The 23,960-nt window shown below is 39.3% G+C and carries 20 protein-coding genes; 7 read left to right on the top strand and 13 right to left on the bottom strand.

Features of this window, described 5'->3' with window-relative positions:
- Window positions 1-19: 19 nt before the first annotated feature.
- Both ACC612_RS06580 and ACC612_RS06575 read right to left on the bottom strand, forming a co-directional pair.
- On the bottom strand, window positions 20-1,831 hold the full coding sequence (locus ACC612_RS06580; RefSeq protein ID WP_371853697.1) for a KUP/HAK/KT family potassium transporter: 1,812 nt from the start codon (window positions 1,829-1,831) through the stop codon (window positions 20-22).
- A gap of 46 nt (window positions 1,832-1,877) precedes the next feature.
- Window positions 1,878-3,863, bottom strand: coding sequence for an APC family permease (locus ACC612_RS06575; protein WP_371853696.1), 1,986 nt, complete (start codon window positions 3,861-3,863; stop codon window positions 1,878-1,880).
- A 290-nt stretch (window positions 3,864-4,153) separates the two neighbouring features.
- Between ACC612_RS06575 and ACC612_RS06570 the strand changes: the two genes are divergently transcribed.
- Window positions 4,154-4,684 carry a MarR family winged helix-turn-helix transcriptional regulator gene (locus ACC612_RS06570; protein ID WP_371853695.1) on the top strand — a complete coding sequence of 177 codons (531 nt, stop codon included), beginning with the start codon at window positions 4,154-4,156 and terminating at the stop codon, window positions 4,682-4,684.
- A gap of 33 nt (window positions 4,685-4,717) precedes the next feature.
- Here ACC612_RS06570 and ACC612_RS06565 read toward each other — a convergent pair whose 3' ends face one another.
- The gene (locus ACC612_RS06565) at window positions 4,718-6,019 is read right to left on the bottom strand and encodes a hemolysin family protein (RefSeq protein ID WP_371853694.1); all 1,302 of its coding nucleotides are present in this window, start codon (window positions 6,017-6,019) and stop codon (window positions 4,718-4,720) included.
- Window positions 6,020-6,228: 209 nt separating this feature from the next.
- On the opposite strand from ACC612_RS06565, the gene ACC612_RS06560 reads away from it, so the two are divergent.
- A complete protein-coding gene (locus tag ACC612_RS06560) occupies window positions 6,229-6,726 on the top strand; it encodes an N-acetyltransferase family protein (RefSeq protein ID WP_371853693.1) in 498 nt (165 codons plus the stop codon).
- A 35-nt stretch (window positions 6,727-6,761) separates the two neighbouring features.
- Here ACC612_RS06560 and ACC612_RS06555 read toward each other — a convergent pair whose 3' ends face one another.
- Both ACC612_RS06555 and ACC612_RS06550 read right to left on the bottom strand, forming a co-directional pair.
- On the bottom strand, window positions 6,762-8,597 hold the full coding sequence (locus ACC612_RS06555) for an ATP-binding protein (RefSeq protein ID WP_371853692.1): 1,836 nt from the start codon (window positions 8,595-8,597) through the stop codon (window positions 6,762-6,764).
- Window positions 8,569-8,922, bottom strand: a complete 354-nt coding sequence (locus ACC612_RS06550) for a hypothetical protein (RefSeq protein ID WP_371853691.1) — start codon at window positions 8,920-8,922, stop codon at window positions 8,569-8,571. The genes ACC612_RS06555 and ACC612_RS06550 overlap by 29 nt, the downstream gene beginning before the upstream one ends.
- Window positions 8,923-9,163: 241 nt before the next feature.
- On the opposite strand from ACC612_RS06550, the gene cutA reads away from it, so the two are divergent.
- Window positions 9,164-9,484 (top strand): divalent-cation tolerance protein CutA, encoded by a 321-nt coding sequence (gene cutA / locus ACC612_RS06545; protein ID WP_371853690.1) that lies wholly within the window; start codon window positions 9,164-9,166, stop codon window positions 9,482-9,484.
- A gap of 13 nt (window positions 9,485-9,497) precedes the next feature.
- Here cutA and ACC612_RS06540 read toward each other — a convergent pair whose 3' ends face one another.
- The 5 genes from ACC612_RS06540 to ACC612_RS06520 all read right to left on the bottom strand — a co-directional run bounded on the left by ACC612_RS06540 (window position 9,498) and on the right by ACC612_RS06520 (window position 16,360).
- Entirely contained in the window at window positions 9,498-10,598 is a 1,101-nt protein-coding gene (locus ACC612_RS06540) for a mechanosensitive ion channel family protein (RefSeq protein WP_371853689.1), read from the bottom strand.
- Between the two features lie 86 nt (window positions 10,599-10,684).
- Window positions 10,685-11,794: a DNA topoisomerase IV subunit A gene (locus ACC612_RS06535; protein ID WP_371853688.1), complete on the bottom strand. Its 1,110-nt coding sequence runs from the start codon at window positions 11,792-11,794 to the stop codon at window positions 10,685-10,687.
- Window positions 11,795-13,663 carry a DNA topoisomerase VI subunit B gene (locus ACC612_RS06530; protein WP_371853687.1) on the bottom strand — a complete coding sequence of 623 codons (1,869 nt, stop codon included), beginning with the start codon at window positions 13,661-13,663 and terminating at the stop codon, window positions 11,795-11,797. It abuts the gene before it with no gap.
- A gap of 84 nt (window positions 13,664-13,747) precedes the next feature.
- On the bottom strand, window positions 13,748-13,963 hold the full coding sequence (locus tag ACC612_RS06525) for an Lrp/AsnC ligand binding domain-containing protein (protein WP_371853686.1): 216 nt from the start codon (window positions 13,961-13,963) through the stop codon (window positions 13,748-13,750).
- Between the two features lie 894 nt (window positions 13,964-14,857).
- On the bottom strand, window positions 14,858-16,360 hold the full coding sequence (locus ACC612_RS06520) for a replication factor C large subunit (protein WP_371853685.1): 1,503 nt from the start codon (window positions 16,358-16,360) through the stop codon (window positions 14,858-14,860).
- Between the two features lie 85 nt (window positions 16,361-16,445).
- Here ACC612_RS06520 and mtxX point away from each other — a divergent pair, with 85 nt between their 5' ends.
- The 3 genes from mtxX to ACC612_RS06505 all read left to right on the top strand — a co-directional run bounded on the left by mtxX (window position 16,446) and on the right by ACC612_RS06505 (window position 19,669).
- A complete protein-coding gene (mtxX, locus tag ACC612_RS06515; protein WP_371853684.1) occupies window positions 16,446-17,291 on the top strand; it encodes a methanogenesis marker protein Mmp4/MtxX in 846 nt (281 codons plus the stop codon).
- 4 nt (window positions 17,292-17,295) lie between these two features.
- Window positions 17,296-18,060: a thymidylate synthase gene (locus ACC612_RS06510; protein WP_371853683.1), complete on the top strand. Its 765-nt coding sequence runs from the start codon at window positions 17,296-17,298 to the stop codon at window positions 18,058-18,060.
- A 202-nt stretch (window positions 18,061-18,262) separates the two neighbouring features.
- Entirely contained in the window at window positions 18,263-19,669 is a 1,407-nt protein-coding gene (locus tag ACC612_RS06505) for a hypothetical protein (protein WP_371853682.1), read from the top strand.
- Window positions 19,670-19,898: 229 nt separating this feature from the next.
- On the opposite strand, the gene ACC612_RS06500 is transcribed toward ACC612_RS06505, so the two are convergent.
- Window positions 19,899-20,516, bottom strand: coding sequence for a PleD family two-component system response regulator (locus tag ACC612_RS06500; RefSeq protein ID WP_371853681.1), 618 nt, complete (start codon window positions 20,514-20,516; stop codon window positions 19,899-19,901).
- Window position 20,517: 1 nt separating this feature from the next.
- Window positions 20,518-20,901, bottom strand: a complete 384-nt coding sequence (locus ACC612_RS06495) for an Hpt domain-containing protein (RefSeq protein ID WP_371853680.1) — start codon at window positions 20,899-20,901, stop codon at window positions 20,518-20,520.
- Between the two features lie 315 nt (window positions 20,902-21,216).
- Here ACC612_RS06495 and ACC612_RS06490 point away from each other — a divergent pair, with 315 nt between their 5' ends.
- Window positions 21,217-22,059, top strand: coding sequence for a UbiA family prenyltransferase (locus ACC612_RS06490; protein ID WP_371853679.1), 843 nt, complete (start codon window positions 21,217-21,219; stop codon window positions 22,057-22,059).
- Window positions 22,060-22,195: 136 nt separating this feature from the next.
- Here ACC612_RS06490 and ilvD read toward each other — a convergent pair whose 3' ends face one another.
- The gene (ilvD, locus tag ACC612_RS06485; RefSeq protein WP_371853678.1) at window positions 22,196-23,857 is read right to left on the bottom strand and encodes a dihydroxy-acid dehydratase; all 1,662 of its coding nucleotides are present in this window, start codon (window positions 23,855-23,857) and stop codon (window positions 22,196-22,198) included.
- Window positions 23,858-23,960 lie beyond the last annotated feature (103 nt).

The raw sequence follows: 23,960 nt of genomic DNA, 5'->3' as shown, positions 1-23,960 counted from the left end.
TATAAGGCCTAAGTCTTTTTTACATTTCAAATCTTGTTATTACTCCATGGAGTTTCTCTGGTGGCAGTTTGTAGTACTGGACAAATGAAGGCGTGATTTTCTTTATCATGGAGAATACCTTCCAGACGGGGTTATTGGTAACAATATCCTCTACGCCATAAAATATTGTTTTTTCTTTGATCCCGGCATTTCTTAAAATCTCTGCCACATCTATAACTTCCATGTACCCCATATCTATTTCAAATACTTTTAGTCCCGGGGCCAGTGTTTCTCCAAAGGAACTTCTCACTCCAAAAGGTTCTTCAAGTGAAGTGATAGAAATAATGATGTTATCTTCATAGATTATTTCATTCTCAAACATTGTATGAGGTATATATTGTGGAATAAAACTTATATTTCTTGCAAAGAAAAGAGCTGTACCCTTTATCTTATTCGTGCTTTCATACATTTGCCTGTAAGTTTGCAGAAACTCATTCAAACGCATTGGCTTTAGGGACTGATAAAGCCTTTTTTGACCTGAAGTATATATCATTATCATACTGAATACAGCAGATGCTATAGTTATTGACCAAATACCTCCATGAGGGATCTTGTAGAAGTTTGATATAAGAAACATCAGATCAACAAAGGTTACGAATGATGAAACTATTGCTTTTGTCCAGTCCTTTCTCAGTCCAAATATCATAATCATCATTATACCAGTGATCGCCATACTTCCGGTTACGGTCAGGCCATAAGCAGCAGCAAGTTTTGTTGATTCTTTGAACTCTCGCATCACTAATAGTACAGAAAGCAGCAACAACCAGTTAACCACACTTATGTATATCTGCGATTTTAATTCGTCTGATGTGTAATCAATCTTGAACATGGGGGCTATTCTAGTAGTAATACCCTGGTACACGATAGAGAACATACCACTGATCATTGCCTGGGATGCAATAACGGTGGCAATGATACTCAGGATCAAAAATGGTACGTAAATAAAGTGTGCTTGCTGGTATATCATTTCAAAGAGTATATTATTTGCTCCGGGATTTCTTATTAGAAATGCTCCCTGTCCCAGATAATTTAGCACCAGTGCAACAAATACAAGCCTCCAGGCCTTCATGATGGGTTCTCTTCCCAGGTGACCCATGTCAGCATATAAAGCTTCACCACCTGTGGCACACAGGATCACTTCAGACAATACAAAGAAACCTGCTAATCCGTTGTGTAATAGAAAATCAACGGCATAATAGGGATTAATGGCTTTGATCACAGATGGGGTATAGATAATTGAAGCAACACCTGAAAGGACAAGCAATGAAAACCACAAAACCATAAGGGGTCCAAACATCCATGCTATTTTTTCAGTACCTTTCTTCTGTATTGAAAAAAGAGCTATTGCAATGATCGCTGCAATTACAATAAGGGTGCTTTGGCTTATTGTTTCTAATCCGGGAATTATCCGTATTCCTTCTACTGCACTCAATATACTTATGGCAGGGGTTATTACGCCATCTCCTAAGAGAAAAGAAATACCCACATATGATAGTATCGTTACTATAGTAACTTGTCTGCCTGATTTCAAGAGGGGAACAAGTATTTCTTTTAATACGATCGTTCCTCCTTCACCTTTCTTTCCAAGACTCATAGCAAGCCAGGAGTATTCAATCGTTACAAGTATTATCAGCGTCCAGACGATCAAAGACAGGACCCCAATTACATGAGAATATGTAATGGGTGTCATAAGAAAAATGACTGCAAGCGTATATATAGGACTTGTTCCGATATCCCCAAAAACAAGTCCCATGGAATTAATTATTCCTCTGGTTTCACTGTTATTTAACACAACTGCATCCCCTATTCTTCAAATTGTATTTTTTTCAAAACTCATTTCACACTTTTATTGGCAAAACTACAAACGGAATACCATCCTTGTACAGTCTTCTCTGTGACGCGAATACTGTATAGTTGTGAAGCCATCTAGTCATCACTGAATCATCTGGGAAGACTATCTGTCCGCCAAAGAATACAGCATTGGGATACTTTTCCAAAATGGTTGGAGCCATTTTTGTGATTTCTTCAACAACATCAGTTCCAACTGCCGTAAAACTTTCGGCATGATATCCATAGGATGTGATCAACTTCACATATTTATCTACACCCTCACTAACTTCAGCTTGGAGTTTTTGGATCTCTTCTACTCCTTTGAACACGCCAGCATCTATTACACCAATTTGTATGAACACATAGTTTTTGTAGGTGCGGTCAAACAGTTTGAATATGCTGGATAAAGCCTGAACTCCCAAGCCATTATAACCGTTTACAAGCAGTACCGCAGTTTTCTCCTGCATATCTACTCTAGTGGGTGTATCATTTTTGATGATATCCATACAATGCGGAGACATGATGAACTTGGCATTCAATTCCTTAATAAGCACTGATGCAGAGTCATAATGACTTCTAATAAAGACTACCACTCCTACAAAAGCTGCAATTATAAAGAGGGTAATCCAGCCACCTTCATGGAATTTTACGATGATTACTGACAACAATATCAAAACTGTTAGGATCAAACCTATGCCATTAATGATAAACTTTCTTTTCCATTCTTTTATTTCCTTTTTCACTTTCCACCAATGGCGTACCATTCCTGCCTGAGACAGAATGAACGTTATGAAAACCGCTATACTATAAAGCACGATAAGAAGTTTGACTGAACCCATTGTAAGAGCAATCATGACCAAAGCTGAAATTCCCATTATTAAAACACCATTTTGTGTCACAAGCCTGTCACTCAGAGTTGCAAATCTGGTAGGTACCCATCTATCCAATGCCATGTTTGCAAGTACTCTTGGCCCGTCTAAAAATCCGGTCTGTGCTGCCACAAACAACAACCCAGCTTCCGATATAAGTGTAGCTACGACAAAATAGTGACCTATAGGTCCCCAGGAACTGGTAATATTTTGAAATAGAACAGCGTTAAGAGTTTTTCCCGGTACTGGGGATACACTATATAATATATATGTAATCATCAGTCCTGCTGCCATGAATGCAAGTGAAATTGCCATAAGGCGCATGGTTCTTTTTGCGGTTTTTACTTTAGGGTCTCTCATCACTGGTACCGCATTACTTACAGCTTCAATTCCAGTGTATGTACCTGCACCCATGCTGTAAGAATGCAGGATGATAAAAAGTAGTCCTGATAGGCCTGCTCCTGATAGTACACTTTTGATATCAGTACTTGTAGCATCTATTACTGTTGGTACCGTTGTAATATGGGTAGCAAGACCATATAATATCAGTATAACATGAGCAATTATAAACAGTGCGAATATAGGTAATAGGAATATAACTGATTCTTTTACTCCTCTCAAATTCAATAGGATGATTACCAAAATAACAAAAAATGCGAATTCTAATTTGAATATATGGAAACTGGTTGGCAGGAAGCTCAACATCGCATCTACTCCGCTTGCTATTGAAATGGCAATTGTGAGCACATAATCTATAAGGAGTGCACAGCCGGATATCATGCCGAGAGACGGTGATAACAGCTTACTTGCAACTAAATATCCACCACCTCCAGTGGGGAATAGTTCAATAATCTGGGAGTAGCTTGTGCTTATTACAAAGATAGTCAATATGATGCTTAGTGCTACAAATATAGCAAGATAAAAATGATTTCCCAATGCCAAATATGCTTCTTCTGGACCATATGAGGCCGATGACATTGCATCAGAACCTAAACCAACCCATGCAAAAAGAGCTATCAGTGAAACTTTATGAAAGATATCAGAATCAAAAGGATTGCGCGGTTTTCCGATAATTAAAGTCTTTAAAGACTTTAATCTACTGATTTGTTCTTCGCTATTTTCCATTCTTATTCCACCCATATTGATTTATAATAATCATAAGAAATAAGCAAATCTAATAACTTGATATAAAATCATATTCAAAATACTCTTTCAACACTAAAAAATAATAAAAACTCAAATCCTCTCCATTTATTTTATAACAGCTTGATAATGTGATATAAGAATTAGATTAAAAACAACTTCTCATGAATACGGAATTTAACTAATCATGCTATGATATTAATATGTTATCCTCTTCGCGATTTAATTGATATTGATAACTTTTAGATATCTACAATACCTCTTTTGTATATATGGTAAACAATTCAGCTAAAATAAACTCTTCAAAGGCCGCTTCTGATATCCTGGATGCAATCTCAAGGGTTCTAAATAAAGCCGCTAGCGTTGAAAAACAACCAGTTGATGTTGGCCATGGTACTCTTCTATTTTCCTCAGAAGTACATATGATAGATATGGCATGGCGTTATCCGGAAGAAAGTATCTCACAAATAGCTTCAAGGCTTGGTGTCACTAAAGGTGCAGTTTCCCAAACCGCAAAAAAGCTGGAAGAAAAAGGTTACATTGAGCGTGTTAATCCTGAAGGGGATAAAAAAACAGTATTTCTCAGACTGACAGAAAAAGGAACGGATGCTTTCCTTTGGCATACTGCTTATCACGAAGTTGTTAATCAGGATATGGTTGAGCAAGTATCAAAGTTTTCCTATAAGGATATTGAAAACCTGCTTTCAATTCTGACCCAAATGGAAATTATGCTTGATAATTGTCCTCTGGTCAGAAAACAAATTAGTGCCCAATTCATTAACAAAAAGTCTGATGAATTATAATTTGATGTGATATGATATATTTCAGTATCAATATCACTCTTTAGTGATTTTCTCAACCAGTACCTTATCAATTCTATTGCCGTCCATGTCCACAACTTCATATCGTAGTCTTTTGAGTTCTATGTGGTCTCCTGTCTTTGGTATTCTTTGTAATACGTACATTATCAATCCGGCAATGGTTCGATAATATCCGTCCTCTTCTTCCGGGAATGAATCTACAGACAAGATCTCTTTCAATTTATCAATAGACATATCTCCGTCTATAAGCCAGGAACCATCTTCTCTTACAACTACGGGTGTTTCCACCGGTTCTCCAAGAGACCGGACATCTCCAACAATGGCTTCAAGGATATCATGTAGTGTAATGATTCCTTGGATACCTCCATACTCATCAGTTATCAGGGCAATATGCACTCCCAGCTCCTTGAACAATTCAAGAAGTTTTAGAACTGAGATTGCTTCAGGTACAAATAGTGGGTTTGTTACATTTTCTTTTATATCAACAGTACCCGATTCCACTATTTTTGCCAGGATATCTTTTACGGATACCATGCCTACGATGTTATCCAGATTCTTTTCGTATGCAGGGAAATAAGATCTGCCGCTTATTATCATCTTCTGCAGGTTTTCTTTGACGGTGTCATCCAAGTCGAGAGCGATAATATCGGTACGATATGTCATCAGTGATTCAACTCTCAGATCTCCAATTTCAAGCACACCTTCTATCATGCTCAGCTCTGCCTCTTCAAATACTCCGGCTTCTGTTCCTTCTTCAAGCATGATTTTGATCTCTTCCTCTGTTACCGGTGGCCCTTTGAGCTTCTGAACTCTCATTATTCGAAGAACCGCTTCAGTCGACACACTAAGAATAATAACTAAAGGCCTTGCTAATGTAGAAAGAAAAAGCATAGGTTTTGCAACCTTGGAGGCAATTGCTTCTGCTTTATTAAGCGCGACCTGTTTTGGGACAAGTTCTCCCAGAATGAGAGTAAGATAAGTGATAATAAGTACTACAAAAGTGATACTAAGTGCATTACTGTAAGGAGCAATAAGTGGATAATTTTTAAGGTAGACTGCGAGACCTTCTGCTACTGTGGCTCCACCAAATGCACCGGCAAGGATGCCTACAAGTGTGATCCCTATCTGTATAGTTGAGAGGAATGGGGTTATCTTAGTGGAGAGTTCAAGTGCAGCTGCTGCCCCTGTGTTTCCTTCCTCTGCTAATTGTTTGAGGCGTGGTCTTTTAGATGAAACAAGGGCAAATTCTGACATAGCAAAGATGCCATTGAGTATGATCAAAACAATGATGGTAACTATCTCAAATGTATAAGACATTTCACATGTATATAATCGGGTTATGATTTAAACCTAATTAATTGAACACCGATCAGATACTTTCTATTTTCCTTGTTCCTTTGTTTTCTTCCCAAACTATGAATCTTCATCCTTGATCCTCTCATAATTTTCAGAGGGAAATAGTATAGTAGCTAAACTTAAATAGTTCAGTATCTATACAATGTATACTTACTGATAATGGAGGATAAATGTCACAATACTTGCTTGAGCCAATGGGTCCATCTGACCAGAAAGCTGTTATAGATATTTTTAATCATTATATAGAGAACAGTTTTGCAGCGTATCCGGAACAGAAGGTGCCATATGAGTTCTTTGGCATGTTCCTCGAGATGTGTAAAAACCACTCTTCAGTTACGGTGAAAGATAGTTATGGCACGCTTCTAGGCTTTGGCATGCTTCGTCCTCATAACCCGATGCCAGCCTTTTCTCACACTGTCGAGATCACATATTTTATAAAACCAGAATTTACTGGCAGAGGTCTTGGTGCACAGATGCTGGAATATCTTACTGCCGAAGGAAAAAGACATGGTGTCTCCATTGTTCTTGCAAGCATTTCCTCACTAAACGAGGGCAGTATACGGTTTCATAAAAACCATGGTTTCACAGAATGTGGAAGATTTCAGGGAATTGCTAAGAAAAAAGGTGTATTCTTCGACATTGTCTGGATGCAGAAAGAGATACGATGAAATAAAGTGCAAACCCTTTTCATGGAGACAAGGATTCAACTATGACTTACAGGATTTCTGAAGGGGATAACAAAAGTGAAATCACTTCCCTCTCCTACTTTGCTTTTTACGGCTATTGTTCCGCCATGCATCTCGACAAGTTCTTTTACTAGAGATAGTCCCAGGCCAGTGCCTCCATATTTTCTGTTTATGGAACCGTCTAGCTGTACAAAAGGCTTGAACAATTTGTTCATATCTTCTTCAGCTATTCCTATGCCTGTATCTTTAACCGTTACCTGAAGGTTGTGCTCATTATCTAAACACATATTTACTGAAACTCTTCCGTCATCGGGAGTAAACTTGATCGCATTAGTTATCAAATGATGAAGTATGGTTTTAAATTTGGATATATCTGCATATATCTCTCTTATATTCGATTCGATATTGAATTCTATTGCTATCCTCTTCTTAAAGGCAATTGAACCTGTAATTCGTTTTATATCGGAGATCAGTTCCGGAACGAAAAAAACAGTTGGTTCGAATTTTGCAGATCCGGTTTCAATTTCAGAGATGTATATCAGGGAGTTTACCTGATCCAGAAGACGTGTTCCACCAGTTTTTATAGCCTCCACATATTTTCTTTGCTTTTCAGTGAGCGAGTTCGCATCACCTTCCAGAAGAATGTCAGAGTAACCCAGTACAAGATTTAATGGAGTGCGTAATTCGTGGCTCACATTAGATAAGAACTCGCTTTTTGTACGTGAAGCGTTCTCAGCAAGTAACTTTGCTTCGACCAGAAGTTTTTCATTATTTCTTTTCTCTGTAACATCACGTAAAGTACCAGCGACTTTAGGAGAATTCGTTTCATCATCGTGAAATATGTGGGCATTCAATGACATTACACGTGTATCTCCCGTGCGTGTCACAAATTCATATTCAAAATCATTGATCTGCCCTAAATGCTTTAATTCATCAAAAATATTATTGGATTCTACTGGATTTTTGTGAAATTCTCTTGAATTATGACCTATAACTTCATCTTCGCTGTACATGCCGATTTTTTTCACGGATGGGCTTATATTGATGACCGTTCCATCCATATCAAGTTCAAAATAAACATCATGGATCTCTTCAAAGATTCGGCGATACTTTCGTTCACTTCCCTTCAGTTTTTCTTCTTTTGTTTTATGCTCTAACGCATTAACAAAGATCTCAGTCACAAATTCTAGCATGTTAATAGTGTTATCCGACAAAATTTTACCATAACTCTTGAAATCAACAACAAGGTATCCTTTTAGATCTCCTTGGTACTTCAATGGCAAAATTACCGCAGACTTTGTTCCGGATTTTAGAAAAGTATCCTTTTCAGGACCATCTAAGGTTTGAACATCATGAATTACAATGGTATCCTGTTTATTGATTTTCTCTTTCCACCAGAAGGATAGTTTTTCTGCATCTATCGGTTGCTGATCAAGGCTAGTTTCTATACCTTCTGCACACCATTCATGTGTCTTTCTGAAGTGTCCACTTGCTTTCGATTTCTTGTAAAGGACTAATCTTGAAGCATTGATTAGATTTCCAATTTCCTGAAAGGATAATTCTATCCCCTGATCTGCCTTTTCAGGTTCAAGATCAATAAATCGTTTTGAGATCATTCCAAGCATTTTCTGAACTTTAATCTCATACTCCAATCGTCTTTCAACCTTCAGGCGGGCTATCAAAATACCGATTTGTGCAGCTATCGTCTCAAGTATAATTTTGGAATTATTTTTTAATTCTTTGTGTTTATGTGAACCTAAAATGATTACTGCTCCTACTTCATCTTTACACTTTATAGGTATAATTGCAATAGCTTGGATGCCTTCATAAGTCAGCGTTATTTCCTCTTTCATTTTGAGTAAGATCAGAGTATGCTCTGTATATGGGCTTTCCCTTAAGAGCAAATTCAGCGAAAGAGGACTTTTTAGGAATATGTTTACCTCTTTCTATTAACCCGGGAGGTACACCTTTATGTGCAATAAGATCAAGATCCTCTGTTGTCTCATTCACTATGAATAGTCCTACGGAGTCAACAATATCAAGTTTGAAAGCATAATCTAAAAGAAGATCTAAGCTTTCCTGTATATTGGTCAAGTTGCTTAAAGCAACTGTCACATCATACTGAAAGTGGATGGGGTCTATAGTATCTGTCTCTCTATCGAGAGTTGGATCTTCCATGGGTTTTTATTTACTATATTTGTATATATATCTTTGCAACTTTTCTCAAAACCTTTCTAGAAAATAGTCCAAGTAAAAAGTTATTAGGTGCAATTATGGGGAAAGTATCTTTCTATCAATTGCTCCCTCGCCGCAAGACCTTAATATAGTGCTCATACATAGAAATTCTATTCAAAGAGGGGACAGGATTTTTGCATTGGCGTGACTGGCACTGATAAATATTTATTAAAGATGTGATAGAATGATAATTGTTGTACATACCACAACAGCGAACATAGATGAAGCTAAGATCATTGCTCATGCACTTGTAGGCAAAGGGCTTGCTGCATGTGTTAATATGCACCCTATCACTTCTATCTATGAATGGAATGGAAATTTAGAAGAAGAAGGAGAGGTAGAACTCTCTATAAAGACGACTTCTCAGATGCTGGAAGATGTTAAGAAAACTATACTCTCGATGCATAGTTACGAACTTCCTGCTCTATTATGGTGGCCGGCAGATGCAGAAGAGAAATATGCTCAGTGGATCGTAAACTCGATATCCGATTCTTGTAAATGCTAAAAATACTCCCAACTTAGTTGGGAGCACTCTGAGCTTCATTTTTTATAAATAGAGTACGCGTTGGGAATGGTATTTCAATACCTTCCTTCGCAAACTCTTCATTAATGCTGCTATTGACCATATCTATCAGTTTAATCTTGTCAGCAGGGTTTCTTATCCACATATAAAGTGCAAAGTCAAGGCTTGAGTCTCCATAATTCTCTAATCGAACTGTGGCAGTAGGATCGTCAAGGACCAAGTCTATATCCTGCATTATTGAGTATAATACTTCTCTTACTTTCTCTACATCAGATCCATAAGCAACACCCATAGTCATTTTTACTACCATGATGGACTGTGGAGAAGTATAGTTAATTATCTTACTATTTGCAATTACACTATTTGGTATGATTATCATGTTGTTGTACAGGTTCATTATCCTTGTAGTTCTTATACCCACTTCGTGTACGATTCCAATCTCACCACTCTCTAGTTCTATCCTATCTCCTCTTTTGAAAGGTTGATCAAAGTATATGGATATCCCTCCAAAAAGCTGTGCAATGGAGTCTTGAGCTGCAAATGCCACAGCAATACCTGCTATTCCTGCAGATGCGAACAGTGGTGTGACATTGATGCCCCAAATTAGGTTTAGTATCGCTAGGATTCCTACAAAAACTATAACTATATTCATTATTCCCTTAAATAAGGGCAATAACTCGTCATCTAATTGTGTTTCTGTTTTACTCGTTATATGTGGGAATACTTTCTCAAACAGTATTTTATTTATTCGAATTAAAGCAACAATCCAGATTACAAAGAGTGCAGTGAGACCTAAGCTATCGATTATGTACTCATAATTGTTTGAGAAATTAGTGTAGTGCAGAGAAAAGGCAGTTCCGGTAATAATTACTGTCAAATACAATGGTTTTCTTAGTGCGGCAATAATTAGATCATCAAATTCAAATTTTGTTTTTGAGGCATAGTACATGAAAACGTTCTTAAAAAGGAAATCTATTATTGCAGCAATAATTATTGATGAGAGAAATATGAAGACGGCCATAGCAAGGCGCGACTCAAGTGAACCTGCTGGCGTACCTAACATATTGTTTAGATAAAGGGAAACCGTATCATTCATTCTATTCAATCCTTAATATTAGGACATAAGGGGATTTTATTATTCAAATACTTGTATATTTGGGTACCAAGTTTTCTCCAGGGCTCTCAAATGACTTTAAGTTCCGTCAGTCTCTCTGGCAGATATCTGTCAGTCACGAAATCAAGACCTTTCCCTGCAAAAGCCTGCTGTTCGGCCTTTTTATTGATCTCAAGCTGCAGATTTATTTGCTCTTTCCAGTAATCTGTAGCAAAACGCGGATCACTGAGTTCGCTTCTCAGTGCACTGACATCTTTGTCAGTCAATTTATCCGTAGATAATTCGTATTCCACAATATCTGAGGGCTGAACTCCCACAAACATTGCTCCAGGCGTTGCCATATGTTCGGAAAGGTGTGCACTTTTGATAGCTCCATAAGCTACAGAAGCAAAAATTCGGTATGACCACGGGTCACCATCAGTAAACACCACCACAGGTAAGGATAGCTCCTCACTCATGCGTTTAATGATGCGGCGAGTGGATCTTGCAGGCTGGCCTTTGAGGTGTACAAGTACTGCATTGTACTTCTCATCAAAGCCATTTTCAATAAGCCGGGCATACATACCACCAGTCTCAACAGCTATAATGAAATCAGCATCATGGTCAAGGAACTCTATGTTTTCTACATTGAACGGTATCTGGTACCCGCTTTCTCCAATATCTTCCTGGCAATGTATCGTTCGGTCTCCCCTTTTTGTTTCCTCTCGAATTCGGATGGGTCCGAACATAGTAGCGCCATCTTCTTCAGGACGCATGTGGAAATATTCTCTCTGCAATCCGGTAATTATTTCCAGATCTTCTATGAGCCTGTCACTTTCAGGCTGCTCCCTGAACTTGGCGATATCCCAATTTTCGGAAATGTAATATAATTCTCTTAATGTGGACCCACGGTTCTGAGAAAGATGGTTCTTGACCAAGAAGTCAACTGTATGTACTGCTTTGAGTAATTGAAAAGCTCCCTTTACGGTTTTTGCACTACGTTCACTTTCCCTGTCGCCATACACCCAGACCTCGGAATCGTCATTATATTCTATATTATTCTTTGTCCTGGTAGGCAGGTTTACAGATGGTACTTCTCCATCCATAAACTGCTTATATATTGTATCTGTCAGGCCGTAAAGACGGTTACTTGCAAGCTCATCATGCTCTTTTTTCTGCTGTGATATTTCCTTTGCCATTCAAACCAACCCCTTTATGGCCTTTGCCCCGGTTACAAGCTCTTCATCAAGTCCTTCTACGATCACTTGGGGGTACTTCTCCGCTTCCACATCCGATAGTGTGTCCACAACATAACTTACAGCCTTTGAAGAACCGGTTGGAAGTGACATCTTCCATACGTAATCAAAATCATTGCCCATGGATATGGTCTTAGGTTCCGGTATAGTTTCCCTTATCTTGAAAGGGACCATATCGTGAACAGTACACTCTACAGTTTTGCCTGAAAAGTTTTTGAGCATAATAGAAACCCTTGCACTTCCATCTCCATTGAGGCTTACCTTCCTGCTCACAAGCAAGTTACCCATTATTTTTGCAACAACAGGATTTATATCAGGTACATCTTTATCCAGTGTTTCAGCAAGTTTCTTTGCCATTTTAGGCAGCACCTTGGTTATAATTATTTCTTTCTCTCTGCGTTTTTTCAAGTTTTCCTGCCTGTTCATATACATATTCAGCTTACGGCCGACTTCCTTTACTGCCAGTTCTATCTCTGCCTTTATTTCAGGAATTTCGGCTATAGCGTCTTTTGATTCGGAGGTGAAAGGTACATTCGTTGATGCAACATGGATTAGTATAGCAACAGGTCCCGTTGGCAGTCCTCCACCAGGCTGGTTGAGTCCATACTGTTTCCATTTTATGGATTCTATGGCATGTGTAGTGACACATCCGCCTTGCTGATACAATAGGGGTACTCTGTTGGCAAAGCGCATAATATCTACGCGATCTTCTTTTTGCAGGTCTCCACCGTATGCAAGCCCCACTTCTACCAAAAAAGGATTTCCGGAGTATACTGATGGTGTCCTGCTGGTAGTTGCGATAAAGTCTACGTTAAACTCTTTTTCAAGGCCTTTGTAGATAAGGTTCTCTCCTATGGGAGAAAGACAATCTGTAGGTGGAGCCATTATCTTCACTTTGCCGAAGGCATCCAGAAGTTTTCTTGCTTGATCTCTGTTTATCTCGTGTGGGTCCATCTCCCCATCAAGGCCCGAAGCCTTACAGATTTCTTCTGCTGTAAGATGGCCTATCTTTGAGAAAGAATATCGCAGAAAAGGTGTCAGTTTTTGCCTTTCAGTATACCGGAGCATCTTCATGAGTGTTCCCAGTTCTATCCCATGAGGGTGTGGAAGTATTTCCTTTGCAGCTACCGGTATCTTATCTGTTGCCCTTTCAAACACGATCTCATTTTTATCCGGTTCTATGAGCTTAATACGTGCATGAGGGTTTACTATGGCCGTTGCTTTGAGATACTCGTTTACTGATTGTCTTCTACCTTTTACATAAGAAGCTTCCATTTCCAGTTCAATACGAGTTCCATGATGCCGATCCCAATCAATTATTTCTTCTTTTAGTATCTCGGGCTCGTTGGTACTGGTGTTGATCATCAGTTCGTAGTAATGTGCAGGCTTCCCTTGTCCTATTTTCGAGATGATCTTAGTGGGATGTCCCGAAGTCAGTTGTGCATAGAGCACAGATGCAGATATGCCTATGCCCTGTTGTCCTCTGCTTTGTTTTAGGGCATGGAACCGTGATCCGTAAAGCAGCTTTGCAAATACCTTCGGTATCTGTTCTTTGACTATACCGGGCCCATTGTCTTCAACAATGATCACGACGCTGTCTTTGTCAGATCTTTCGACCTGCACAAGGATATCAGGCAGGATCTCTGCTTCTTCACAGGCATCAAGTGAGTTATCTACAGCTTCCTTTATAGTTGTTATAAGGCTACGGGGAGCTGAGTCAAATCCGAGAATTTGCCTGTTCTTTTCGAAAAATTCAGCTACACTAATTGACTTTTGATTTTTTGCAAGTTCTTCTGCAATTGGAATATCCATCTATTATCATCCTTATTAAAGCAAGTCAGCTAACGGTATAATCAGTATAAAAAGCACATTATATAAATATGCTCTGCACCATATTTACTTGAGCTCTGCGCCAACGATGGTTTGTGTAGCTGTTACAAATTCGTTTTCTCTAATATTATCAACTATATTGTTCAATGTGCTGAGATCTCCAACATCTACGATCACTACAAAATCATATTCTCCAAAAACGTGATATATGTCCTTGATACCTTCAATACGTTGCAATTCATTGTAAGCTGCCCTTTCCTTTCCAGGCAGTACATTTACCATGGTAACTCCAACTACGGTGATACAACATTCCTCCTTTTATATCTCATATCGTTTTCTCATATCTCGAATATGTATACTAAAATCGAGTATCTGAAATGGTTATGAGATGATTTATTATGAAATAGGGGAACCTGAATAAATATAACTCGGTTAAGATGCGGTAGTTATCATGGTGGGTTGAGCAACTTCTTTTTATTATTACTCTTTCACTTCAGTGTCATCTTTAAGTTGAATCTATCTGTTTTTTTTTTCATGAGTAGCGTATTTCAAATCATGGGTATGCTCAATATTTTAGTTCCATTCTAGCAACTGTATTTCTCTGCAAAGAATGATTTAACTTCCAACTTGCTATTCGAAATTGCAAAATAGAGATGTAAAAAGTGGAGCAGAAATACTTAAGTTGTTATTATTAAATGTTTATAGTTAATTTTATATATAATTAGTATAATTATTATCTTAATGAGCGGGTACCTATTCTTTTATAACAACCCCCACTCCCCAGCCCGCTCATTCTCCACTAAAATTTTCAATATTTTTTAATCTCCTACCTTTTCCTTTATCCTTGTTCTCGTTCTCATAGTTTCTTTTCCCCACAGTACCTCATCATTATGATGACAATAATAATAAGGTATATATACGATTAGTACTTATTTGATTACAGAGCGGGATTCTCCTCTTTCTGACAATAACCCCACTCCCCAGCCCGCTCATACTCCACTTTCATATTCCAAAATATTCCATTTTATGCATGAGATGAACTCAAAGACTATTCATTTTTAGGCTTGCTTTATACACTAGCTAAACTTCTAATAGTATAGCATCGAACTCTTCGTGTTTCAAGCTTTATTCTGATCAAAAAAAGTAGAGTTGAAGCTGTAATCTAAACCCAAATAGTCAAAAATCAAATAACGTTTTTTGTGGCTTCACTTGTGGTCTAGTTTTAGTTTCGTTCTTCTGACTAAACTCTATGTTGTTTTCCTTTTCTTCAGTTCCTTTCTGTTCAGCTGTGATTATATCTGCAAGGTTTGTTTGCTTTTTATCTACTGCAGGACTTTGTTTATCGGGAACTCTGAAAAATGTAACCTCAGTTTCTCCTTTATCTTTTCTGAGTTTCTGTGCATCGTCATAAACCTTTTGGATCTTCTTTGTTATTTTCGATGCACCAGTCATGAATATAAGTTCATCCAAATCAAGTTCTAACTCAGCTACAACTGAAGGTGCGTATTCCTGGTCTTCAAGCAATACGCTGTATATACAGGCTATGTCTGTTGCTGCATAACGCATTGATTCATGACAGTGATCTGCAATCTTTGCTGCAATATTGTTACGCATATTTCTTTTAGCCTTTAATTGTCCCATGCGGCGCCACAGGGAAGGTGGGCTGAACTTCACAAAACCACGTTTAGATTGAGACTTCGAAACAACTGTCCCGCCTGTCATGAGTACACTTGCATACCGCCACATAAGGTAATTCTGTCTTTTTTGAACTCTTCCAAGAAACAGGTCTGCCCGTGAAACATATTCATATCCGTTTTTAATCGACTCTGTGATAACTCCTTCTTCTTTGCCTGCATATTGGATCGGAAGATTTTCATCGATCCAGTGGACCAGATCCTCTGGGCTTTCATCAAGACCGTATGTTGCTTCTATAGCAGCTTTCACATCTGTCCCCTTAAATATCCTTTCCATTACCTTGAAGACTGATTCTTTATTATCTCTCTCTGCAGTTGCAATGTCTGAAATGTTGATCTCGCTTCTTCCCATTGCCACTGCCTGTAGATCATTGATGGCACTGCGCAAATCTCCATCTGCATTTTCAGCTATCTTTTCAATGATTCCAACACCGCACATCAAGCCTTCTTTGAAAGCTATCTGTTTTAGAGCCGGTATTATAGAACGTGTCTGCAATGCATTGAATTTGATCTCCAGGACATTCGATCTGACAGAAGATGGAATTCCATAAGCGTCATTAGCGATCAATACTATAGGCTGGCCCGTAGTTTTTATTATATCTCCAATTGCCTTTGCACCGCCACGGTCGCTTGTTCCATGCATGTTATCTGCTTCATCAAGCACTATAAGCCTCTTTGAAGATATGCCATCTAAGGTGCTCATTCTGGAAGCTGAACCTGCAATTCTTTCTATCACATCAGCTGTGCGTTGGTCACTAGCATTTAGTTCTATAGCTTCCCATTGCATATCTATTGCCAATGCATAGGCTGTTGATGTCTTACCAACACCAGCTGGACCATGGAGGAGCACTGCCTTTTGTTCTGGTGTTCCCTCTAGCCACTGCTGAGCCCATGATCTAAGTTGCCCAGTTGCTGCAGGATTTCCCACTACATCAGTAAGGCTTTTCGGCCTGTACTTTTCAGCCCATTCTTTTGCTATGGTCATTTCATCATATCCAATGAAGGGAAACTAATTAATGTTTTCATCCCTTTGTTGGTTTTGCTTGAATTAATAATTGTAGGTACTTTTCATGTCTCTTCTGAACAATACTGACCTTTTGGAGGTTATTCGTAAAAAAGCTATTCAGAACAGGGCTAGGGTAGCTATTGGCATCAGAGATCCCACTAAAAAGATCATTGCAAATGCAGAAGAAGCCAACGATCAGGGTTTTGCAGAAGTTGTGCTGGTTGGTGATGAGCAGGAGATTTCTTCTTTAGGTACTGACCTTGAGATAGTGGGAACCTCTGAACCCGAAAAAGTAATGGTGGATCTTTTGGTTTCAGGTTATGTTGATGCTGCTGTAAGGGGAACAGCTCGGGCATCAAATACTTTGTCATATCTTAAAAAAACTCTTAAAATGGAAAAATTGCATCGTGTGGCTTTGCTTACCACAGCTGATGGTACTCCTTTTTTCATTGCACCAGTGGGGATAGATGAGGGTGAAGACCTCGCTGATAAGATGGAATTTGCAATACTAGGATCAGAGCACATACGCAGGTTTGGGATTGAGCCTGTAATTGGCTTTCTATCAGGGGGCAGAATGGGCGATGTGGGGCGTAACAGCAGGGTGGATCATACGCTGGCAGATGGGGAGTTCCTATCCAATCGTCTGAATGAAATGGGTATAAAAGCAAAACATTACACCATACTCATTGAAGATGCCATCAAAGAAGCAAATTTCATCATTGCTCCAGATGGTATTTCGGGAAACCTTATCTTCCGTACACTTGTCTTTTTGGGATGTGGTGATGGCATGGGAGCACCTGTTCTGATGGACAAATATGTTTTTGTTGATACTTCAAGGGTAGGGGGGCACTACACTAAGGCCATTATGGTCGCCGGTGCGCTCGCCAATATGAACAAAAGCAAGGGGTGAAACGATGAAAGCAGTGCTAATAGAAGCTGATACTATAGCTTCGGCCTGGTCACGGCTGATATATGAAATTTACACGAATGGGGAAGATCACAAACCGGATTATAATACGCTTACCCGCAGATTACATGCTACTGTTGTCATAAACAATGTGGATGTGGATCAGGTAAACTCTTTTGTGCCATTTGGAGAAAATCTCATCAGAAAGTATAAGGAAGAGCTTACTGAAGAATATGCGGATTGGTATGTATCACTTCCGGATGAAGATAGAAGGAAGTTCGATTATTGCTATGCAAAGCAGCTTTTCCGTTATGGTAAAAAAGCTTATAATACTCTTTCTGAGAATGTCAATAATCTCCGGATTGGCTCAAGAAGGCATGTTGGAGTACTATGGGAGAATGAAGTTCACATCCCAAAATTTGAGGATCAGCCATGCTGGATAGCTTACAAGCTTGAATTACTTAATGAAACTGATGTTCGCCTATACATTCTCTACCGTTCATGGGATGCTTTTGGCGGATTCCCTGCAAACCTGCCTGCTATCGTAGAAGGTATCAAAAAAGTCTTCAGGGAAAAGAACTTGCCTTATAGGATCGAGTCATTGATGGCTACGGGATGGGATACTCATATCTATGAAGCTGATCTGCAGGCTGTGGAAAAGATATTAAAAACCGCAGAACTTTGTCCAAGGTGCGGCAATTTAGCTGCAAAACATGCTTTTATATCTACCACAAAAGGAAGAGTCTGTTCACAGTGTAAATCTAAAATGTAAGATCTACAACGGCTTTTCCATCCTGATTAAATATTTTTTGTTTCACTATTCTTTTATTCTGCTTTTTTCAGTTTCAAAAATATACTCTCTTTACTCTCGAGATTATCCTCTATTTACTTCTTTTGGGTTCCAAATCCAAAATATATATCTAGTATTAGTACGTAAATAAGTATAATTTGATAAATATATTAGAGACGGTGTGATGAAAAGATTAACCATCAGCATGTCTGATGCTCTTTTTGATAAACTGAACCAGGTAGAGAACAAGAGCCTATTCATAAGGAAACTGATTGAAGGTGAACTCCTAAAAGGAATCACCTCCTCTTCAGATAGTACTTACGAGAGCCTGGCGGGAGATATAGAGGATTTGCAGCATGAAATACAATCCATTTCTTCAAGGCTCGTTTCGATTGAACATAAGTTCTCGGGTGTACAGCTTCAGTCCACTGGAACAAGTAATCACGAGTCTTTGAATGCTTCTCCTATAACTTCTCCGGCATTCATGCCTGCAGAAAATGTTGTGGAGGTTTCCAGTACCCCAGCTTCATTAAATGCTTCGGTCAATAGTGCAATATGCACTGAAGTTCCTGGCAATGCAAATGAAGTCAATGTAGCTGCTTTTAGCGATGTTGCAGATATTCAGGTCAATCTATTTGGTCAAGATACTGATAAGGTTCTGCCTGTTCATGGTGATGAAGTACATAATGCGCCGTTCCGCAGTGTTGTAAACGTTGGAATACAAGAAGAACAGGTAGCTGGTCTGGCAGATGCAATCGAAAAGTATACCAGCTCGACAGTAATAGCCTCTGATGCGGCAATTCAGAGTAAGGAGTGTCTCTCTTCCTCAGTTAATTATCCCTCTCCTTCGTTTGTTATGCCTGAGCTATCTGAAGTTTCCACTCCGGCTACGAGTCCTTTCACTGTAGCTTCTCCTGAAGTTCCTGCTGTTTCCACTCCTTCTTTTGTTATGCCTGAATTATCTGAAGTTTCCACTCCAGCTACGAGTCCTTTCACTGTAGCTTCTCCTGAAGTTCCTGCTGTTTCCACTCCTTCTTTTGTTATGCCTGAATTATCTGAAGTTTCCACTCCAGCTACGAGTCCTTTTACTGTAGCTTCTCCTGAAGTTCCTGCTGTTTCCACTCCTTCTTTTGTTATGCCAGAGCTTTCAGAAGCTGGAGGGCATTCTGCCCCATCACCTTTTGAGATGCTTCCTGCCATGTCTGTACCTTCGACAGACAACGATATGCAAATGCCTTCATTTGCTGCTACAAATCTGTCAGCTGAAGGAATCCAAATGCAGCCTCCATCCTTTGTGCAGAAGGAAGTCCATCCTCAGTTTCCTTTTGGATCTGCTACTCCCCAGTCACAGGTTCAGAATAATGATAGTTCTAGGGTCAATACAAACAATATGTCCCAGAACGAACGCCTTCAAGGCAATATTCTCATGTACTTGCCTCATGGCGCTCGGATTAAAAGGTCCATCATCAAAGGACTTGTGTCCAAGAAGTTCACCGCAGAAGAAATCGATGCACAGATAAATCTTATGATCTCAAATCGCTCTTTGCTGGTAGAAGTCGAAGATGGGGTAGAATATCTGCTCAGGCCTTAATGTCAGGATATTTGAGTTCATCTATAATTTATGTCAGATCCGGAAAGTCTAGCACCTGCACATTGAATACATATGCCTCTTTTGCTATCAAGGCATCTTGCACATACATTTTTTCCACAAAAGGTGCAAGTATACATTTTTCCGGCCGTGCCGCAGATACTGCAGATCCCTATCAGTTCCATTGTGATATCTATTGCTCTTTCCGCACATAAATTATCATGCTATGTTTCTACAGACTCTTCTTTTGATTCATATTTGAGATATGCCCGATTCTTCGGGTGAGGTTTCCAATTCTTTCTACCCCTTCCTTAATAGTTTTTAGGGCTTGATAATTTGAATCACTTTCAGGCAGATCCATAAGGAGGATCTCAGACCAACCAAGAACTGATTTCAAAGGTTGACTCATTTCCAGGCATATTTTATTGATTTCATCAAGTGCACGCTTATTTTTTTCAGGTTCCAGTATTTCTTCTTTATATGTAAGCATTCTAATACCGGCATTGATTCGGGCCTGAAGTTCATAATTATCAAATGGTTTCGGTATGTAGTCATCTGCTCCAGCTTCCAAACCTTCGGCGATATCCTTTGGATTATTCTTTGATGTCAAAAGGATTATGTAAAAAGCTTCACGTGCTCTTTTTGAACGTAGTTTCCTGCAAAGCTCCGGACCGTTCATTCCAGGCATCATCCAGTCCAGTATCAATAGCCTTGGAGCATTATCTTTTTGCATGATGGCCCATGCTTCATTTCCATCGGCTGCGGTAATAGCCTCATAACCCCACTTATTGATAACTGCCTGCAGCATAGTGCGTGAGGTAAGCCCATCGTCTGCGATTAGTATTTTCATTTCATACCTCTTTGATGCGATCAGTTAAGAGATCGAACTGCTTTTCAATATCTGGCATGATGCTAACAATCTTATTATATTCGCATTCAATTGCAGCTTTCTCCATTTTTGCAGCAGAGCTGCTCAAAGCCATACCACCAATATTGGCTGAAGCTCCTTTTATATTATGTGCATAAGAACTGATATTGTTAAAATCCCTTCTTTCCACGTACATGCTTAACTCTTTCAGGCATTCTGACATTTCTATCAGATAAATTGCTATCAAATGTCTAGCAAAATTCTCATCATCCATGGTTCTTTTAAAAAGGCCTTCTTTGTCAAATATCAATGGTTCTGGATGTGTCTCCAGAATCAAAGATGCTTCTTCAATTTGTGTTTTTTCCATTTATTATCTTCCTTATCTGCTGTTTTGATGACTGTAAAGCAAAAAGATACTTCACATGTATCTGTTCTTAGTTATACATTCATACATTTGTCAATTTATATATTTATTGTGTCTACTTATCGTGCTTCTCTACTTGGCGTTTATGGTACTCCACAATGTAAATCATAACTCCGATTATTTTCAAGAGAGCCCTATAGATAGTAATTTATAACAGGGTACTCCATCTTTAATGTTAATTTTTAAATTAGCACATATAAATCAAAAAAAGAGCTAAATATGTCCCGTAGTCACATAAAACTACAAGGGCTCCTAAGGTTGCTAAGATTTGAACTTCCATTCTCTGCCGGAGTATGCGTAGTAATGGGGCAAATTTTAGCATTGGGAAGATTTGCATCCTTTTCAGAAACCACATTTGGTTTTTTTTCAGTATTTCTTATTTCAGCTTCAATATTGGTATTAAATGACTATTTTGATGTTGAGACGGATAAACTCAATGCACCTCATCGGCCAATCCCTTCAAATGCTGTTACTCCATCAGAAGCTCTGTTGCTATCTATAATTCTCATGCTATGTGGTATCATCCTGAGTTATTTGATTAGTGTTATAGTGTTATTAGTCTCTTTTATTTTATTGATTGTTGGATTTCTCTATAACAGAACATATAAAAAGAGCGGGTTGCCTGGAAATTTAATGGTTAGTTTTTCTGTCGGGATGACCTTTATTTATGGTGGTGTATCTGTCGGATTGCCCTTTAATAATATTGTCTGGATTTTTGGCTTAATTGCCGCATTAATAGATCTGGGAGAAGAAATTGCTGCCGATGCAATGGATGTACAAGGCGATCTTCTTATCAATTCTAATTCACTGGCAATAAAATATGGAAAACAAGTTGCTATCCAAACTAGCTGTTACATTTTCTTTTTTGTTGTTCTGCTGACATCTATTCCTTTTATACTACGGTGGTTACATGTCATTTATTTGGTTCCAATCGCAATAATGGATGCTTCTATTGCTTATTCATCTTTGAGATTATTGGAATCTAATGATAATAAGGACCCAGGAAATAAGGATTTAGGAAGAAAATATATCCGCTGGATTTATTTGGGTGCAACACTTGGGCTGCTGGTTTTTATATCGATGAGGCTTCTTGAATCTTGAAAATAGATAATTAAAAGCCAGGCTGTCGTATGGAACACTAGGCTCAGGAGTGATTTTTTATATTCATATGAGAATTCGAATGTACAATATTACAAGGAATAAAAAATAGATTATAGTGCAGGTTAAATCCCGCACATCATTCAAAAATAGCACCTTTGCTGGCCGAGCTAACAAGTTTTCTGTATCTTGCGAGGTAGCCAGTGACTTTCTTCTCAGGAGCTTTGAACATAGCTTTTCTTTTTGCCAGTTCTTCCTGGGATACTTTGAGGTCAAGTTTTCTTGCAGGGATGTCTATTTCTATAATGTCTCCGTCCTGCACTAGCGCTATGGGTCCACCTTCCTGCGCTTCAGGAGATATATGACCGATACATGGGCCACGTGTACCACCAGAGAATCTGCCATCAGTAACAAGAGCTACTGATTCTATGAGTCCCATTCCTGCAATTGCAGATGTAGGGGAAAGCATTTCCCTCATTCCCGGGCCACCCTTTGGTCCTTCATAGCGAATTACTACGACATCGCCAGCTTTTATTTTACCAGCCATGATGGCTGACATTGCAGTTTCCTCACTGTCAAAGACCTTTGCAGGACCGCTGTGTTTTAGCATCTTTGGACTGACTGCAGCCTGTTTGACCACTGAACCATCCGGTGCAAGACTTCCTTTAAGTACTGCAATTCCACCCTCTTCATGGAAGGGTGAGTCAAGTGTCTTAATGACCTGTGCATTCATCTTTGGATTAAGGACTACAAAGCCATCCAGGTTCTCACCAACAGTTTTTCCTGTAACTGTCATCTGGTCAAGATGTAATTTTGGTCTAAGCTTTTGCATGATAGCCTGTATGCCCCCCGCCCTGTCAAAGTCCAGCATGTAGTTTATGCCTCCGGGCTTCAGAGATGTAATGTGTGGCGTAGTGCGACTAAGCTTATCAAATGAATCTAGTGTCAGCTGCATTCCAAAAGCATGTGCAATGGCAGGCAAATGCAATGTGGTATTTGTGCTTCCTCCTATTGCCATATCAACCATTATAGCATTCTCAAAGGCTTCCATAGTGATTATCTTGCGGGCAGTGAGCCCTTCCTTGACCATTGCTACTATACGCTCACCGGAGGATTTAGCCAGACGTATCTTCTTCGCATCTACTGCGTGTGCTGTGGCACAACCTGGAAGGCTAAGGCCAAGGGCTTCGGTCATGCATGCCATTGTGTTGGCTGTATACATTCCTGCACATGATCCTGCTCCTGAACATGCACATTCCTCAAGTTGCTGGAGCTTATCATCAGCCATTTTCTCTGAGCGACATGCTCCTACTCCTTCAAAGACAGATATTAGGTCTCTGTACTCGTCATCCACGAATCCTGGCATCATTGGACCACCGGTCACAACAATGGTGGGGATATCAAGTCTTCCAGCAGCCATTAGATGTCCAGGGGTTATTTTGTCACATGCCGTTATCATGACCATTGCATCCAGCTGGTGTCCCTGGAGCACAAGTTCAATGGAATCTTCGATAGCTTCACGGCTTGGAAGGGAATATTTCATCCCTTCGTGACCCATTGCTATCCCATCGCAGATACCGATGGTGTGAAACTCAAAAGGAACTCCTCCTGCACTTCTGATGCCGGCCTTTACTGCTTCTGATAACTTGTCCAGATGAATGTGTCCTGGTATCAGTTCGGTCCATGAGTTGACCACTGCAATGAATGGTCTTTCCATTTCGGCATCTGTCAGGCCTGTTGCCCTGAGCAGAGAACGGTTTGGTGCACGTTCAATTCCTTTTTTGGTCTTATCGCTTCTCATATGATAACCTCATGGTATTGGGTTACAAAGTGAGTAGGTTTATGTGCAAGATATATAAATAGGCAACCAGGTTTATGCATGATAATTTTGATGTGGACACAAA

This window comes from Methanomethylovorans sp., from assembly GCF_041447285.1.
In the GTDB taxonomy this organism is placed as follows: Archaea; Halobacteriota; Methanosarcinia; order Methanosarcinales; family Methanosarcinaceae; genus Methanomethylovorans.
The sequence above is the reverse complement of the archived record's forward strand: the minus strand, read 5'-3'. Positions and strand labels throughout refer to the sequence as shown.